This is a genomic window from Rossellomorea sp. GAMAL-10_SWC (assembly GCF_049568075.1).
In the GTDB taxonomy this organism is placed as follows: Bacteria; Bacillota; Bacilli; order Bacillales; family Bacillaceae_G; genus Gottfriedia.
In genome coordinates, this window is record NZ_CP144911.1 from 326334 (window position 1) to 343193 (window position 16860).

At 34.8% G+C, this 16860-nt stretch carries 16 protein-coding genes and 2 pseudogenes; 17 read left to right on the top strand and 1 reads right to left on the bottom strand.

Annotated elements, in window-relative coordinates:
• Window positions 1-184: 184 nt before the first annotated feature.
• The 5 genes and pseudogenes from V5E38_RS01540 (at window position 185) to V5E38_RS01560 (ending at window position 5137) form a co-directional block, all read left to right on the top strand.
• Window positions 185-1756, top strand: a complete 1572-nt coding sequence (locus V5E38_RS01540) for a peptidoglycan D,D-transpeptidase FtsI family protein (protein WP_499213494.1) — start codon at window positions 185-187, stop codon at window positions 1754-1756.
• Window positions 1757-1957: 201 nt separating this feature from the next.
• Window positions 1958-2590 (top strand): annotated as a pseudogene (locus V5E38_RS01545) (SpoVR family protein); the annotation flags it as partial.
• Between the two features lie 185 nt (window positions 2591-2775).
• A complete protein-coding gene (locus tag V5E38_RS01550; protein WP_499211939.1) occupies window positions 2776-3219 on the top strand; it encodes a hypothetical protein in 444 nt (147 codons plus the stop codon).
• A 474-nt stretch (window positions 3220-3693) separates the two neighbouring features.
• A complete protein-coding gene (locus V5E38_RS01555; protein WP_499211940.1) occupies window positions 3694-4803 on the top strand; it encodes a spore germination protein in 1110 nt (369 codons plus the stop codon).
• The gene (locus V5E38_RS01560) at window positions 4790-5137 is read left to right on the top strand and encodes a hypothetical protein (RefSeq protein ID WP_499211941.1); all 348 of its coding nucleotides are present in this window, start codon (window positions 4790-4792) and stop codon (window positions 5135-5137) included. The genes V5E38_RS01555 and V5E38_RS01560 overlap by 14 nt, the downstream gene beginning before the upstream one ends.
• 147 nt (window positions 5138-5284) lie before the next feature.
• Here V5E38_RS01560 and V5E38_RS01565 read toward each other — a convergent pair whose 3' ends face one another.
• Window positions 5285-5527 carry a hypothetical protein gene (locus tag V5E38_RS01565; protein ID WP_499211942.1) on the bottom strand — a complete coding sequence of 81 codons (243 nt, stop codon included), beginning with the start codon at window positions 5525-5527 and terminating at the stop codon, window positions 5285-5287.
• Between the two features lie 519 nt (window positions 5528-6046).
• On the opposite strand from V5E38_RS01565, the gene V5E38_RS01570 reads away from it, so the two are divergent.
• The 12 genes and pseudogenes from V5E38_RS01570 (at window position 6047) to V5E38_RS01625 (ending at window position 16849) form a co-directional block, all read left to right on the top strand.
• A complete protein-coding gene (locus tag V5E38_RS01570; protein ID WP_056471542.1) occupies window positions 6047-6544 on the top strand; it encodes a DinB family protein in 498 nt (165 codons plus the stop codon).
• Window positions 6545-6712: 168 nt separating this feature from the next.
• Window positions 6713-6847 carry a hypothetical protein gene (locus V5E38_RS01575; RefSeq protein WP_499211943.1) on the top strand — a complete coding sequence of 45 codons (135 nt, stop codon included), beginning with the start codon at window positions 6713-6715 and terminating at the stop codon, window positions 6845-6847.
• 68 nt (window positions 6848-6915) lie between these two features.
• Window positions 6916-7548 (top strand): annotated as a pseudogene (locus V5E38_RS01580) (SpoVR family protein); the annotation flags it as partial.
• Between the two features lie 285 nt (window positions 7549-7833).
• Window positions 7834-7962: a hypothetical protein gene (locus V5E38_RS01585; protein WP_499211944.1), complete on the top strand. Its 129-nt coding sequence runs from the start codon at window positions 7834-7836 to the stop codon at window positions 7960-7962.
• Window positions 7963-8063: 101 nt separating this feature from the next.
• Window positions 8064-8273, top strand: coding sequence for a hypothetical protein (locus tag V5E38_RS01590; RefSeq protein WP_499211945.1), 210 nt, complete (start codon window positions 8064-8066; stop codon window positions 8271-8273).
• Between the two features lie 370 nt (window positions 8274-8643).
• A complete protein-coding gene (locus V5E38_RS01595) occupies window positions 8644-9900 on the top strand; it encodes an efflux RND transporter periplasmic adaptor subunit (RefSeq protein WP_499211946.1) in 1257 nt (418 codons plus the stop codon).
• Window positions 9900-10619, top strand: coding sequence for an ABC transporter ATP-binding protein (locus tag V5E38_RS01600; RefSeq protein WP_499211947.1), 720 nt, complete (start codon window positions 9900-9902; stop codon window positions 10617-10619). The genes V5E38_RS01595 and V5E38_RS01600 overlap by 1 nt, the downstream gene beginning before the upstream one ends.
• Window positions 10594-11748, top strand: a complete 1155-nt coding sequence (locus V5E38_RS01605) for an ABC transporter permease (RefSeq protein WP_499211948.1) — start codon at window positions 10594-10596, stop codon at window positions 11746-11748. Before V5E38_RS01600 ends, V5E38_RS01605 begins: the two co-directional genes overlap by 26 nt.
• Before the next feature lie 271 nt (window positions 11749-12019).
• Window positions 12020-13321, top strand: a complete 1302-nt coding sequence (locus tag V5E38_RS01610) for a zinc-binding metallopeptidase family protein (protein WP_499211949.1) — start codon at window positions 12020-12022, stop codon at window positions 13319-13321.
• A 26-nt stretch (window positions 13322-13347) separates the two neighbouring features.
• Window positions 13348-14181, top strand: a complete 834-nt coding sequence (locus V5E38_RS01615) for an EamA family transporter (RefSeq protein WP_387328690.1) — start codon at window positions 13348-13350, stop codon at window positions 14179-14181.
• An 11-nt stretch (window positions 14182-14192) separates the two neighbouring features.
• The gene (locus V5E38_RS01620; protein ID WP_499211950.1) at window positions 14193-15494 is read left to right on the top strand and encodes an ArsR family transcriptional regulator; all 1302 of its coding nucleotides are present in this window, start codon (window positions 14193-14195) and stop codon (window positions 15492-15494) included.
• Window positions 15495-15619: 125 nt separating this feature from the next.
• Window positions 15620-16849: a Zn-dependent hydrolase gene (locus V5E38_RS01625; protein ID WP_499211951.1), complete on the top strand. Its 1230-nt coding sequence runs from the start codon at window positions 15620-15622 to the stop codon at window positions 16847-16849.
• Window positions 16850-16860: the final 11 nt, after the last annotated feature.

Consider the following 16860-nt stretch of genomic DNA (forward strand, 5'->3'; position numbering starts at 1 on the left):
TTCAACTAAAGCATCAGTTAGTTGCTTAAGAGGCGCTAATTAATAGCCCTTTAAAAAAGAGAATAAAACACTAAAAGCTCAAAATAAAGATGATGACCCTGCTTACAATAAAGCTTACTATAAATTACAGCTTGATAAAATTACAGCAGATGATATCAATTCTCTTAGTGCAAATGACTTACAAATTCTTGCAATTTACAAGCAAATGAGTGTTGGTTATGCGTTAACTCCACAAACAATTAAAAGTGAGGGAGTTACTGAACCAGAATATGCAACAGTTAGTGAACATTTGGATGAGCTTCCAGGTGTAGATGTAACGACAAATTGGGAAAGAAAATACGTTTATAGTGATACGTTCCGAACAATTTTAGGTAATATTACTTCTGAAAAAGAAGGATTACCTGCTCAGAATGTCGATTATTATTTAGCACGTGGTTATGATCGTAATGACCGTGTAGGAAAAAGCTATATAGAAAAGCAATATGAAGATGTTTTACGCGGTACAAAAGGTAAAGCACAAAATGTTATTGACTCAAATGGAAATGTTGTTGATACGAAAGTCATAACAGAAGGGGAACCTGGAAGTGGTTTAGTTCTATCAATTGATATTGATCTTCAAGGTAAGGTTGATGAAATTGTAAAAGAAAAGCTTTTACAAGCCAAAGCAACGTCAAATGGTCGATATTTGGACCGTGCATTTGTTACGATGATTAACCCGAGAACAGGTGAAATTTTAGCAATGTCAGGAAAGCAAATTGTTAAAGACAAAAAGACAGGAAAGACTAAAGTTGTAGATTACGCAACAGGTAATCTTACTTCATCTTATGAGATGGGTTCAACAGTAAAAGGTGCAACGGTTCTAACAGGTTATCAAACAGGTGCCATTGTCCCAGGGCAAAGGCAATTCGATACACCGATTAAAATTGCAAGTACACCAGTAAAAGCATCTTATAAAAACATGGGGTGGATTAGTGATTTAGATGCACTAAAATATTCATCGAACGTTTATATGTTCCGCACAGCTATGGCTATTGGACATGCAAATTACGTAGAGAATAAGCCTTTAGATATCGATGTTAAAGCGTTTGATATATTCCGTAATAGTTTCAGTCAATTTGGCCTTGGGGTTAAAACTGGAATTGATTTACCCAATGAAGCAATTGGCTTTAAAGGTGTAGACAAAAATCCAGGTTTCCTTCTAGATATGGCGATTGGTCAGTATGATACTTATACGCCACTACAATTAGCTCAATATGTATCGACAATCGCAAATGGAGGTTACAGAATTCAACCTCATGTTGCGAAAGAATTGAGACAACCTTCAATAGGCGAAGATACCGGTGTCATTAGACAAGAAATGAAACCGAAGATATTAAATCGAATTGATATGAGGGATTCGTATATCGACCGAGTAAAAGAAGGTTTTTATAAGGTTTATAATGAAACGGGCGGTACAGCTCGCAAATATTTTACTGGTACAGACTATAAACCTGCAGGTAAAACTGGTACAGCCCAGTCCGTGTATGATGGACCTGATCGAAAAAAATACAACGGACCTCAAAAAACATATAACTTAACACTTATCGGCTATGCCCCATATGACAATCCGGAAATTGCCTTCGCAGTTGTTGTACCTTGGTTACAAAGTGACCAGGCGCCGGTTAATAAATACATTGGCCGCGGTATTATGGATGAATACTTCAAAATGAAAAAAGAAGGAAACAGTACGAAAGAAGAAGTAGTTAAAAATAAATAAAAAGAGAAGGCAGCTCCTTCTCTTATTTTTTTAGGTTTTTATTGGTGGACGAAAGAAAACATCCCGCTCAATGGTTGCGATTTTTGTGCAATAGGGTCTGATTCTAAATCTGAGATAAAGGAATAAAACTTATTCCTTCTGCAACTAAACCAGCTAATAGTTGAACAACATTTAAGCTGCTACGAAGATCTTTGAGAGAAACAAGGCTGGGCAAGTTATTGGCATATAAGAATTATGCGTGAATTAAATCTTGATTCAAACGAGGCAATTGAATACGCAAAGCTTAATGCAGGAGTAGTTCAGCCATCGAAAACAAGCATTAACCCGTATTATTTAGGACTAAGAATGTTTGAAGATATAGAAGAGCGATATAATAATCCAACAAAAGAAATGCGTGAGTTAGGTGTTAAACCTGGCAGCGGTCGAGAAAAAATGTTTGAAGTACGAGAGTTAGAGTCTGATAGTTCATTTATACGAAACTACTTAACAAAAGATCTTGTCATGAGGGAAGATATGTATCTATTCCAGCGACAAGGTAAGGAATATAAAGTTACTGATAAGGCATGGGAAAATGTAAGAGACCAACTTGTAGTTAGTCGAGTAAATGGAGGATTCCCTTATATTGTAGTTCAAGAAGGAGATTATTTAAAAAATGGGGAGCTTTATTTGAAGCATTCTTATGAACATATGGAACTTGATGTGAGGTATGTTGAGAAGGTTATGCCTTATATTCATCAGTTGTGGGGTAGAGGGGTTCATTTAGAGACGAATATTGAGAATAAGTCTGTGTTGTTTAATTATGATGGGAAGAATATTCATCGGAAGTATATTTAAAGCCACCTTTTTTAGGTGGTTTTCTTAATGGATTAGAAAGTATAAAATTCTTTTTTGGTATTGAACCTTATGCAACTACCTTCTATGAATATAAAAGACAAGAAATCTTTTCAATCGCTGAGGCACTCAACATTGTTTGAGTGCTTTTATTTGTAGGTAAAAGTTAAAATGATTCTATTAAGTCAGTGGAAAAACGAAAAAAATTAGAACAAGCATTGATTATAAAGGAAGAAAAAATATCCCAAATACAAAAAATGGAAACAAAATTAGAAGAAGAATTTAATAATTTAGGAATAAGGTCTGAAATTTATCCGTTAGATGTAAAAGCTGGTGAGAATTTAATCCAAAATCACAAAGCATTTATTAAAAAATTAGAGAACGATAAATATTTAACAACTCATAAAGAGATGAAAGACTTTAAAAGACTCGAAATAGCTTACGCTAATTCTTCTTTAAATGTCGATAAATTCTTTATAGATAAATTATCTCTAGCTCGGAAAGATCAAAAAGTTACAACGTTTAATGAAGAGCAAATCAAAAAACTTATAGAAGTAAGAAAGAAAATGAAAAAAAGGTCAATTCGATTCAAAATAAATATTATAGTGATGAGCAGAAAAAAATCGCAGTAGATAATGAAAATAAGATTATTACTTACTTTGTTAATGCAGTTAAAGATTTTAATCGCCAGCAAAGAGCAGTCGAAACGTACGATACTGTAATGGTTTTAGACGCTTTTGCAGGTGATATAACTGATGAAAAGGTGTATGTTAAGTCGGGAAAACGTTGTTATATCAACGTTTTTATTAAAATCGGAAATTACTCGAAATGGATTTTACAACTGAATAGTAAGTAAATCTTGATAATAGCATTAAAATCTTTTAATTTTATACAAATTTTATACAAAAAAGACTGGAAATAAAATAAGTAATGCTCTTGGAAGGCTTGCTATTATGTAAACATCACATGAATACAATATGCATAATTTTTATTCTTTTTTGGAAATATAAAATTATACCGATTATAAGAAGAAATGTGGAAAAATGAGAAGTAATGAGCCTTCAGAAAGTAGTAATCCTGAATTGTGAATAAGGAAGTGACCTGCGATGATTACTAGCCCCAAAGACCGTATTACAACAATTCAAGTAGTTGTTATCATTATCAATTATATACTTGGAACGGGAATTCTGACCTTACCACGAGCAGCTACAGAGAAAGTGAAAACACCAGATACCTGGTTAACTGTAATTTTAGGCGGGCTGATTGCGATGGTGGCAGGAGTTATTATGGTCAAATTAGGACAACGGTTTCCAGGAAAAACCTTTTATCAATACAGCCAAGAAATTGTAGGGAAATGGATGGGTAAGTTACTAAGTCTAATCCTTGTATGTTATTTTTTAATGATGGGTGGATTTCATATCTGTGCATTAGTAGAAGTAACAAGTTTATTTTTGTTGAAAGGTACCCCAACTTGGGCCATCGCGATGCCATTTATGTGGATAGGTCTCTATTTAATTATGGGCGGCATAAATCCGATTGCCCGTCTGTTTGAAATTATTCTCCCCATTACGGTCGGCGTTTTTTTGGTGGTTGCTTTTATGAGTTTTAAAATATTTGAAGTGGATAATCTGCGCCCGGTACTGGGGTTGGGGATCATGCCCGTACTAAAAGGAATCAAAACAACGGCTCTCTCATATATAGGTTTTGAAAGCATGTTGATTATAATGGCGTTTATGAAACAGCCAAACCAAGCAGTAAAAGCTGTTTTAGTCGGAATTTTCATCCCACTGATCTTTTACTTGATAACTATCGTAATGGTCATCGGTGGACTATCCGTCGATGATGTAGTAACCAAAACTTGGCCAACGATTGATCTCGTGCGAAGTTTTGAAATGCCTGGTTTGCTATTTGAACGGTTTGAGTCTTTGTTGCTTGTAATATGGATTATGCAAATGTTTACTTGCTTTAACGTTAGTCATTATGCTGCTTCTTTGGGGCTTGCCCAACTGTTTAAAAAAAACATTCATCCATTTATGTTTGGTTTGCTTCCGGTTATTTATATCATTTCCATGACCCCGAAAAATACGAATGACCTATTTAAACTTGGGGATACGATGGGCAATGTTGCGTTTTTTTTATTTGGTATACAACCGCCGCTACTTCTGCTTGTCTTAAAATTGAAAAAGAGGAAGAATCGAGAAATTGAATATTCCTGAACAACTTCGAAACATAATTGAAATAGTGACTCAAGAATTAAGTGTTGGAACACAAATTCTTGCTATGGATAATGCAATTTATACTGCTGAGGTTTTAATAAGAAGTAATTCAGAAATAAAGTGGGGAAGAATTAGAAAACCCAAGAGTTCAATAGATGTAAATCGACCTGTTCTACTTAGTAATTCGTCTAAGGTGGTAATAAACCCAATTAATGAAATTAGCAATCTGACAGGACGAATGGTGAAAATTGGAAATAGTAACGAAACAATAGTTAAAGAAAAATATGAATCATGGGTTTATTTTTTCAGTAATAACTATTTAAAAGAATATTGAATAACTTTTATTAAATTTTAAAAATGTTGATTATTGCAAAAGAAAAAGGCACTAAACTCAAATAAAAACAACTATAAATAATCAAAAGTTGTTCAACTAACGCATGCGTTAGAAATAAAACACTTTTTTAAAGCTCAATTAATAAATCTAAAATAATGTAAATTGTTCTGATTCCACTTTCTTTTTCTTTGTGGATTTTTTCTTTTCAATTACTTGTTTCGAAGTATTATTTACTTGAACAGCTATTTTTACTGCACTTTCATAACTGTGTTCATTTTTGCAATTTGGACAGAGGTATATCTGTTTGTTAATACGTGAGTCAGCTAGTTTCATACGTTCTTCTTTTGACATTCCTATGTTTCTAGCACATGGTCCACAAATTTTCTCCATTACTTCAACCCCTTTTTTATATTTTTCTGTAAGACCTTAAATAAAAATCTATTTTATTGTCTTTAATCGCTTAGTAAATAAAAAATTAATTATACCATGCCTTAATTAACGATCCTTCAAAATACTAATATAAAAAAAGCAGCTATTGGCAGCTCTTCTTAATAACTAACTCATGCGTTTGTTGAATAAAAGTTTTATTAATCTTAGTATCATTTTCAATTCATATCTTATTAATTATTTGTAGAATTTTTGTTTAGGTTCTTACGTTTTCTACTATTAAAAAGCAATCCTCTCATAATCTATTGACTTAGAGTTTACTCTAAACAATATAATTAAAAAAAGATATGAAAAAGTACTGTAATTAGTAAAAAATTGGGTCTTTATCATCATATGGTTCAGATGAAAAATTCGATTTGATTAATGTTAACAGTGATTTTTTCTATTAAATATTTAGATAATAGAAAGGGATAGAACAACAAATTTAGTAAAATAGAAATAAAAATGTTGGGAGTCGGTAATATGGAGCAGTCAAATAAAGCATTTAGTGACACATTAGTAAAATCATTAAGAGGAGAACGTGGTCATCTTCCTATCAAGAATGCTTTGTTGGATATAGACATGGATCTTGCTGGAAAAAGAATAGAGGAGCTACCTTATACTATTTATCAATTAGTCAAACACATGACATACTGGCAAGAATTCCTCTTATTATTCGCACAAGGAGAGAGGCCTAAATTACCTTCTGATGTGAAAGAAAGCTGGCCTGTTGAAGAAGGACCTAGTAATGAGGAAGAGTGGAAACAGATTATTCAGCATTTTCTTCAAGGGATAGAACAGGCATGTACGATTGCCCAAACTGTTCAATTGGACAAATCATTAGAGAAATGGCCAGGCGAATCCCCAGGTGGTGTACTACGCAATATTGCATCTCACAACTCCTATCATTTAGGTGAAATCGTACTAATACGCAGATTATTTAGTGCTTGGCCACCACCAACCGGAGGATATCCTGCTTAAACTTTGGATCAATAGTGAATTCATGGAAGCCAATTGAAATTCACTATAAAGGTTTTAGTTGAGTCAACAATTTGGGGGCAATTCATTAGTTCATTATAACTAACGCATGTGTTCGTATTATAAGGACAACTAGTTAAATTACTAGTTGTCCAATTTTTTTATGGTCTAATGTTTAAAGTAGTCGGGGTGGTAGCAGAAGTATCAAAGAAGCATGCAGGATTCATTGTGAATGTAGATCATGCAACTTCAAAGGATTACCTCGACTTGATTCGATCTATGCAAGAAACGGTGAAAAATAAATAAAAATTGTTATTGAAACAGAAGTGAAAATTCTTGGTGAGGAATATCAAAAAGAAGATCGTTGAGAGAAACAAGGCTGGGCAAGTTACTGGCACATCCGTATCATGCGCGAACTCAACCTTGATTCAAATGAAGCAATCGAATACGCAAAGCTTAATGCTGGGGTAGTTCAGCCATCGAAAACAAGCATTAAACCATATTATTTAGGACTAAGAATGTTTGAAGATATTGAAGAAAGATACAATCATCCAACAAAAGAAATGCGTGAGTTAGGTGTTAAGCCAGGCAGCGGAAGAGAAAAAATGTTTGAAGTACGAGAGTTAGAGTCTGATAGTTCATTTATTCGAAACTACTTAACGAAAGATCTTGTCATGAGAGAAGATATGTATTTATTCCAGCGACAAGGTAAGGAATATAAAGTCACTGATAAAGCATGGGAAAATGTTAGAGACCAACTTGTTGTAAGTAGGGTAAATGGCGGATTTCCAAATATCGTTGTTCAAGAGGGCGATTACTTAAAAAATGGAGAGCTTTATTTGAAGCATTCCTATGAAAATATGGAACTTGATGTTAAGTATGTTGAGAAGGTTATGCCTTATATACATCAGTTGTGGGGTAGAGAAGTTTATTTAGAGACGAATATTGATAATAAGTCTGTGTTATTTAGTTATGATGGGAAGAATATTCATCGGAAGTATATATAGAGCCACCTTTGAAGTATTGAACTTTTTGGCAATTCGTAGAGATTAAATGGATGTTAAATGTATTGAATTACATTTAATGTCCATTTTTTTGTGTTTTTAATTTACTCAATAAAGTATGGAATCGTTCGTTATTAAATCCTTTAACAATATATATTTTCGATTTGTTATAATATAGTTGGATTTGAAGTTTATACAAAAAAATGTAAGACTATGTGTGGGAAATAACAAACAGAATTATGAAATATGTTGATATATACAGGATAGTTCACGAAAGGACTTGAATCAATGACCAAAATAAAATTAACGGATTTAAAAAGAGAACTAAAGGTATTAGATAATCTAGAACTAATTAACTTAATTACAGATCTATATAAGCAAAATAAAGATGTTCAACAGTTTTTATCCAATAAATAAAATAGGTGAAGAAGCAATAAATGATTTATATGAAAAAACCAAGAAGAAAGTAGAATACATATGGTGATATTATTAGTAAGTTTTACAATAGTATGATAACTATGTATGACAAAGTAGTGGACGAATGTAATAAAAATGAAGACTTTTTTAATTCATTTAAAGAACGTCTATATTCTGTTGTTCAAAAATCTGAGGGAATTGGATGGGGTTATCATGATTGTATATATGATATCTATTATTCACTGGACTATGAATTAGAGGATGATGAAGATGGGTTGAATGCACATAATCACTCCTTATTTTTTGTGTAGAAATTTATGAACTAAATATTGATAAGTCCCCCTTCATAAAGATAGAAGGGTTTTTTTTTTTTGACTCAAGTTCTCTCCCCATTAAAAAGCATTGATTTTTTTTAAGGGAAATTTAAGGTACACAATCCAAAATGAGCTTATCAAATGAAATTAGGAGGAGTAAAAAAATAAATAAAACAAGCTCTAATTCAAACGATCAATAGTAGAGTAAGTTTGCTGTATAAACGAATGACAAGTCCTAATTTTCTTAAAATGGTTACAAGATAGAGGTTCGGGGGATATGTGAGATTCCGAAATCGCATGTATCTCAAGATAGAATAATCGGGTAAATATTCATATCAATCTCAATGATGGAGAGGAGAAAAGTAAATTGAAAAAGTGGGTTATTATTTCAGTTATTGTTGTTGCTGTTGGAGGAGGAAGTGGTTGGTTCATTTATAGTAAGAGTCAAGCAAATCAAGCCCAAAATGTGATGGCTACAGCACAAACAATTACGGCACAAAAAGGAAAGTTAGAGGTAGCTGTTACTGGATCGGGTTCGGTAACTGCAAATACTGACGAAGATGTTACTGCGGAAAATACAATTCTAGTTGTGGATAGTGTAAGTGTTTCATCTGGAGAATCGGTAGATAAAGGTGACACACTTGTAACATTTAAAAATGGAGATGTTGTTACTGCTCCAAAAGATGGAGAAATTACAAAGGTTTATGTAAGTAGCGGTAGCGGAGCATCGCAAGGAAAAGTTCTAATTCGTATGGAAGATGAAGAGGGAGTTAAATTACCGATTACAAGAGAAAATGGTGACAGTTCCTCAAATAATTCTAGTACTGGAAATACTGGAGGTAGTAGTTTAATAGCGGATACTGTAAATGTGAAGGAAGGCTCAGTTGTAAAAGCAGGTGAAACACTTGTGAAATTTACAGATGATAGTATTTTACAGGCACCAGTTGCTGGAACAATCACTAGTCTTGCTGTTAATAGTGGAGATTCTGTACAAAGTTCTGCGACAGTAGCACATATAACAAATTACAGTTCTTTGGAAACAACAATCAGTGTAGATGAATTAGATATCACTAAGGTAAAAGTTGGACAGTCAGTAAGAATAACTGCAAGTGCTTTTGAAGGTGAAACATTCGATGGGATTGTAACGAAAGTAGCAAATGAAGGCACATCGACAAATGGCGTTTCAACATTTGATGTAACTGTAAAAATTAAAAATCCAAAAGGTTTGAAAATTGGTATGTCAACAGAAGCAAGTATTTTAATACAGAGTAAAGCAGATGCGTTATATGTTCCAGTAGAAGCAGTGTATAAAAATGAAGATGAAAAATATGTATTAGTTCCTACATCTACAGATGATTCTGGAAAATCTACAAAGAAAGTTACTGTAAAAACTGGTATCACAAATGATACGAATGTAGAAATTACAAGTGGATTAACAGAAGGAGAGTCTGTTGAAATACCGAGTGTTCAATCTAGAGGTAATTCCTCTCAAGGTGGATTTATGATGCAAGGTGGCAACTTCCCAGGTGGTGGCTTCCCAGGTGGAGGATTTTCTGGTGGAGGTAACTTCGGAGGAAGAGCTACTGAAAGAAACCAAACAGGTGGCGGACAAGGAGGTAAATAATGACTAACTTTGAGCCGATTATTCAAATAAAAAACATGACGAAAATGTATGAACTTGGCGGAGAAACGGTAATGGCTCTTCAGAGTGTATCCCTTGATATCCAAAAGGGTGATTTTATATCAGTCATCGGTCCTTCAGGTTCAGGGAAGTCAACATTTATGAACATGATTGGATGCTTAGACCGACCGGATTCTGGGAGATATTTGATTGATAATGAAGATGTAGGGCAAATGAAGAGCTCGCAACTAGCGACTATACGGAATGAAAAAATTGGATTTATTTTTCAGAATTTCAATCTTATACCAAAGTTAACTGCGGTAGAAAATGTAGAACTACCTCTCATTTATAGAGGGATGAAAACAGCTGAACGAAGAGAAATTGCTCTTTCGGCGTTAAAAAAAGTAGGATTAGTCGATCGAGCAAATCATTTACCTACACAATTATCAGGGGGGCAGCAGCAGCGTGTCGCAATTGCGCGTGCTCTTGCTGGAAGCCCTCCTATTTTACTGGCAGATGAACCGACTGGAGCTCTTGATAGTAAAACAAGTAAGGAAATTTTGGAGATTATGAATTTGTTAAATGAGCAAGGGCATACGATTATTCTAATTACACATGATTTAGAAGTAGCAAAACAAGCAACTCGTGTTGTACGAATTCACGATGGCCAGTTATACGAGAATGGAGGAGAATGGTTTGCAGACACTGAGAATGGCGCTTAAGAGCATTAAAGGAAATAAAGTAAGAGCGTTCCTAACAATGCTAGGTATTATTATCGGTGTATCCTCCGTAATTGTGATGGTTGCGATTGGACAAGGATCAACGAAAGAAGTGCAAGATCAAATAGGAAGCTTAGGTACAAATGTATTAACAGTAGGTGTTACTGGCTCAGATGTAACGTTTAAAGAAGATGATGCCAATCAACTTAAGGACGTTAGTGGTGTAGAAGCGATCGCTCCGACTGTCTCTGGAAGAGTAACTGTAAAAAACGGACAAACGAACGCACAAGTGTCAGTAACAGGAACAACTTCACCTTATTTAAAAGTTCGTGATTTAGAGTTGCAATCAGGCAGATTTATCGCAGACTTGGATAATGATAATCACTCAAAAATAGCAGTTCTTGGTTCAAGCACAGCACGAACATTATTCGGTTTTGGAAATCCAGTTGGTCAATACGTTAAAGTAAATGGAACATCATTTAGAGTTGTTGGGGTACTTCAATCAGTTGGTAGTTCATTAGGTTCAAGTGGGGACAGTACGATTTTTGTTCCGCTTAGCACAGCTCAGCGCTTGGCATCTACTACTTCAATTGGATCTGTCTATGTAAAAGTAGAAAATGAAAATATGATTAATTTTACATTACGTAGAATCGAACAAAAGATGTTTACGATTATTGGCGATGAAGATAGCTATAGCGTTTCGAGTCCAGAGGATTTAATGGAAACTGCTTCATCTGTTAATAAAACGATGACATTAATGCTAGGTGGAAGTGCTGCGATCTCACTTATTGTTGGTGGTATCGGTATAATGAATATTATGCTTGTATCGGTTTCAGAACGTACAAAAGAAATTGGTATTCGAAAAGCAATTGGAGCAAAGCGTGAAAGTATTCTTCTTCAATTTCTCATTGAATCAATGGTATTAAGTTCACTTGGAGGAATAATAGGTGTTGTAATAGGCGTTATAAGTACAAAAATATTCACTATAACGACAGGAACAGCAATTGCATATTCTGTACCAGTTATGCTGTTATCATTTGTATTCTCTTTATTAGTTGGGATCGTATTTGGTGTTTTTCCAGCAAATAAAGCGTCTAAGCTTGATCCAATTCAAGCTCTTCGATATGAATAGTACGAATAAAGAGGTTGTCCCAAAAGTAAAACTTTTAAGGGGCACCTTTTTTTTTGTTAAAAAAAAATCATTCTCTACGATCGTTTTACTACTTAAGTAAGAAACCTTATTAATCTATTAAAATAGTATTTTAGGTTTCTATTCAAAAATGTCAGAATAGTCTATAATTATGGTCGTAACCTGAATTCAACCGTAAATATTGAGAAAAGTGAAAGGTGAGTATTTTTTGGCTTGTTGTTTAATTTAATAATTCTATTAGGAGGCAAACGACGTGGAAGAATTAATCTCAGAATTGGTTGATAAGATGAAAGGAAGTTTAATCAATATTAGACGTGATATCCACTGTTTTCCTGAGATAGGATGGACAGAATTCCGAACCTCATCTCTCATAGCAGATTTCTTGTCTGAATTGGGATTTGAAGTGAAAGCTGGAAGGGAAATCATTGTACCTGAATCGAGAATGGGTGTCCCGGATGAAAAAACGATAGAAGAAGCAAAAGAGCGGGCATTGTCGTTTGGGGCAAATTCGTATTGGATTGAGAAAATGGAAGACGGGTTAACTGGTGTAGTAGGCATTTGGGATACAGGGCGGATTGGTCCAACACTTGCCTTCCGATTTGATATTGATGCATTGGAAATAGCTGAGGATAAAGGATTAAATCATGTTCCATGGAATCGAGGTTTTCATTCGAAAGTAGAAGGCTATATGCATGCTTGTGGACACGATGGACATATTGCAATTGGGTTAGGAATGGCACAATTGATTTCAAAAATGAAAGAGGAGCTTTCAGGAAAAATTAAACTCATATTTCAACCTGCTGAAGAAGGTGCGCGTGGTGCGAGAGCAATGGTTGATTCGAGGGTCTTAGATGATGTTAATTATTTCTTTAGTGGTCATATTGGTGTAACAGCAACAAAACAAAATCAACTTGTCTGTGGCGTAACAGATTTTTTCGCGTCAACCAAGTTTGATTTAGAACTGGAAGGATTGCAGGCACATGCTGCATTAGCACCACATGAAGGTAGGAATGCATTGCTTGCGGCATCTACTATTACATTGCAATTGTATGCAATCTCACGGCATGGATTAGGAGATTCAAGAATAAATGTTGGAGTTATTCAAGGTGGAGAAGGTCGAAACATTATTCCGGCACATGCTAAGCTAAAATTTGAAACAAGAGGATCAACCAACGAGGTTGATCAATATATGAAGAATGAATCAATGCGGATCATACAATCCGTGGCTCAGTTGTATGGGATTAAGGAACATACCGAAGTAGTAGGACGTTCGATTATAGCAGATTGTGACGCTGATCTTGCGAAACTTGTATATGAAATAGGATCAAAAGTTAAACAAACCAGTGAAATTGTTATTTCTCAGCCTTTTCTTGCTTCAGAAGATGTAACGTATATGATGAAAGAGGTTCAAAAAAATGGTGGGATGGCTACTTATCTATTGTTTGGGACTGAATTGGCTGCAGGCCATCATAATTGTGCATTCGACTTTAACGAAAAAACAATTGCGTATGCAGTTGAAGTTTTTGGAAACTTACTTGTACATTTAGCCAGATAATGAACTAGAGGAGAGGGGAATAGAGTATGTTTTTTCTTGCATTAATTAGTTCTTTTTTGAATGCAGTAAATGCGTTGTATGCCAAAAAAATAACAATGCAAATGAAGGATAATAATAGTTTTATTGTAACATCTTTTCTAGTGGTCACCATTTTGTTAGGTTGCGTAATGCCTTGGTATTATTCCTTTTCTGTTACCCCAGCTACAATAGGTTTATTAATCATTGTAATTATTTTAGATGCATTGTCTAATGTAACATTTTTCTTAGCGCTAGGACGAATAGAAGTATCTCAACTAGCAGTGTATACTGCATTAACTCCATTATTCACGTTTATTCCAAATAGCATATTGCACGGATTCGATATACATATTTTAATTCCGGTATTGCTTATTGTACTTGGTGTATATTTCCTGAACGTAAGAGGTAGAAACATGTTATCTCCATTAGTAGAAATAAAAAAGCCAGGGAATTTATTAGGAGTTGCAGCTGCAGTTACTGCTGGGCTCAGCATGGTTCCTACACAACAATTGCTCGTTCATCAATGGATAAACGCCCCCACACTTTATTTTTTCAGAGCGAGTGGGATTGCCCTAATAATCTATTTAATACATCGTCCAAAAATTTGGTATCCCAAACTGAATATGCACCTTTCGATTCGTGGGGTGCTTGCGATTTCACAATGGATTGCATTGTTTGCAGCCTTAAAGATTGCCAATGGGACTCTAGTTGTAGCTTTAGCTTATACCTCACCAATATTTGCATTGTTTTTAGCAAGAATTTATTATAAAGAAAAAATTACAGCAGCTAAGTTGATTGCCTGCTGCATTACCATTTTAGGAATTTTATTTATTTTAGAGTAGTGGAGGAAAAGATGAAAAAAATCCGTTTAGGTTTACTTGGATCTGATGATTCGATTGACGTTATTCAATCTGTAATAAAGGAATACCCTGAATTTGAATGTACTTCTATTATCTATTGGAGAGAAGAGGAAATACCTGATCTTTTAAGTCCAGTTGCAAATGATTTTGATATTTGGCTCTTTTCAGGAAAGGTCCCTTATGCCATAGCAAAAAGCTGGGGTGGAATTACAAAACCCATGTTTTTTACGCCCCACACTGGACCGAGTCTTTATAAAACTTTGTTACAAATATTTTATCATAACCAGATTGCAATGGAGCAAATCAGCTTTGATAACTTCCATTATGATGAACTCAAAAGCATTTTAGATGAAGCAGAAATTAAAGCTGATCATTTATTTTTGAAATATTATGAAGGGGAAGTTGATGCAAATGTACTTGCAGGATACCACTATGATTTATGGAAAAGTGGAAAAACGAAAGCAGCAGTTACATGTCTCAGGTCGGCACATATTGAACTTGAGAAGATGGGAGTCCCCGTTTATCGCGTACTTCCTGCAAAGTCAGCTATTGAGTCTGTACTAAATTTAGCACTTCGAACTTATGAGATGTTACATTTTAAAGAAAGTCAAATTGCAGTTCAAATGATAGAGATTGACTCTTATTTTGGACTAGCAAAGGATACTTTTTCAACTGATGAAATTTACAAAATAGAAATTAAAATGGCAGAGAAGCTTCTTGTTTACGCAAATAAACTTCAAGGATCACTTAAATCTGCTGGTCCTGGTCGATATGTCATTTTTACAACCCGAGGGCTACTACAGGATATAACGAATGAATTTTCTATTATACCGAATTTGGAAGATCTCGAAGAATTAAAGAAAGAAGTCATTACGTGTGGAATTGGAATCGGTAAAACGGCTTACGAAGCAGAAATTCATGCCGGAAGAGCGTTATTTCATGCTAGAGAGTTTGGAAAAGGAAGTTGGATGGTTGCTCTCGATAATCAAACGATAGCGGGGCCATTGGGAAGAGAGGAACAAATTACATATTCTTATGTCTCAAAAGAACTACAAAAAATAAGCGAACAAACATCTTTAAGCATTTCGACACTTAGTAAGTTAGAATCTATTCTTAAAAAAATAGGAAAGAGTGAGATTGGAGCTCACGAACTAGCACAGTATATGCAAATCATGCCGAGAAGCGCGCGTAGAATTTTAAAAGAATTAGAGGAACAAGGAATTGCTCAAGTTGTTGGAGAGGAAACACCTTATTCGCGTGGAAGGCCTAGAAATATTTATAAAATTAGCCTTTGATATTAGATAAAATATGAAAATTTAATATTCTGAATATTATTACTTAACAAAATAAATAATTAGTGATATAGTTATGGTCATAACCATAAATAGACCTTAAATACTAGTTTGTAACGGGAGGAAAAATGATTAATCAGGATAGATTGTGGAATCGCCTTATGGAACTCGGGTCCATAGGAAAACAAGAGTCTGGAGGAATTACTCGTTTGTCCTTTACTGAAAATGAGAGAAAAGCTAAAGAATTAGTTACTTCCTATATGGTTGAAGCAGGATTAAAAGTTTACGAAGATACCGTTGGAAATCTTATTGGACGTAAAGAAGGAACTAATCAAAACGCACCTGTTGTACTCGTAGGCTCCCATATCGATTCTGTATATAATGGCGGAAATTTTGACGGACCACTTGGCGTTCTCTCTGGGATTGAAATTCTCCAGACGATGAATGAACAGGGAATTACAACAGTACATCCTATTGAAGTGATTGTATTTACAGATGAAGAAGGAGCAAGATTTAGCTTTGGAATGATTGGAAGTCGAGGAATTGCTGGAACACTTACTTTGGAGGAACTCCAAAATAAGGATCAACAAGGAATTACTGTAGCTCAAGCGATGAGCGAGGCAGGTTATAACCCATTATTAATTGATCAGTCAGTCAGAAGTATTGGATCAGTAAAAGCCTATGTAGAATTACATATTGAACAAGGTAAGGTGCTTGAAAACGATAATTTATCGGTTGGTATTGTTACAGGAATCGCAGGCCCGTTGTGGCTTAAATTCACAATTGAAGGTAAAGCAGGGCATGCGGGGACAACTCCAATGAATGACCGTAACGATGCCTTAGTTGCTGCTTCCCAGATTGTTCAACTAATTGAAACTGAGTCAGCTAAGACAGGTTCAACGGTTGGAACAGTTGGTCAATTGCAGCTGTTTCCTGGAGGAATCAATATAATTCCTGGAAAGGTTGAATTCACCTTGGATTTGCGTGATGTAAATGAAGCAATTCGGGATGGGGTGGAAAACCGAATTTTAGAAGGAGCTAAAATTTTATGTGAACAACGTAGTGTAGGATTGCAAGTTGAAGTTTTGCAACGTATTGCACCTTCATTATGCTCTAATGAAATTCAAGATATAGCAAAACTAGCTTGTGAAACGATAGGTGTAGAACCATTTTTTATCCCAAGTGGAGCTGGGCACGATTGCATGCAGCTTACAAGTCTATGTCCTATAGGGATGCTTTTTATCCGTTCAAAAGATGGAATAAGCCATAATCCTGCTGAATGGAGTTCAAAAGAAGATTGTACAGACGGTGCTAATGTACTTTATCATACTGTACTTCAGTTATCTAATAATGAATAGAGGGAGATACA

What these genes read in the sequence shown, in the direction of transcription:
- V5E38_RS01555 (WP_499211940.1), top strand. Translation starts at nt 3,694, where the DNA reads ATGATTACTAGCCCCAAAGACCGTATTACAACAATTCAAGTAGTTGTT.
- V5E38_RS01565 (WP_499211942.1), bottom strand. Translation starts at nt 5,527, where the DNA reads ATGGAGAAAATTTGTGGACCATGTGCTAGAAACATAGGAATGTCAAAA.
- V5E38_RS01570 (WP_056471542.1), top strand. Translation starts at nt 6,047, where the DNA reads ATGGAGCAGTCAAATAAAGCATTTAGTGACACATTAGTAAAATCATTA.
- V5E38_RS01575 (WP_499211943.1), top strand. Translation starts at nt 6,713, where the DNA reads ATGTTTAAAGTAGTCGGGGTGGTAGCAGAAGTATCAAAGAAGCATGCA.
- V5E38_RS01585 (WP_499211944.1), top strand. Translation starts at nt 7,834, where the DNA reads ATGACCAAAATAAAATTAACGGATTTAAAAAGAGAACTAAAGGTATTA.
- V5E38_RS01590 (WP_499211945.1), top strand. Translation starts at nt 8,064, where the DNA reads ATGTATGACAAAGTAGTGGACGAATGTAATAAAAATGAAGACTTTTTT.
- V5E38_RS01600 (WP_499211947.1), top strand. Translation starts at nt 9,900, where the DNA reads ATGACTAACTTTGAGCCGATTATTCAAATAAAAAACATGACGAAAATG.
- V5E38_RS01615 (WP_387328690.1), top strand. Translation starts at nt 13,348, where the DNA reads ATGTTTTTTCTTGCATTAATTAGTTCTTTTTTGAATGCAGTAAATGCG.
- V5E38_RS01620 (WP_499211950.1), top strand. Translation starts at nt 14,193, where the DNA reads ATGAAAAAAATCCGTTTAGGTTTACTTGGATCTGATGATTCGATTGAC.
- V5E38_RS01625 (WP_499211951.1), top strand. Translation starts at nt 15,620, where the DNA reads ATGATTAATCAGGATAGATTGTGGAATCGCCTTATGGAACTCGGGTCC.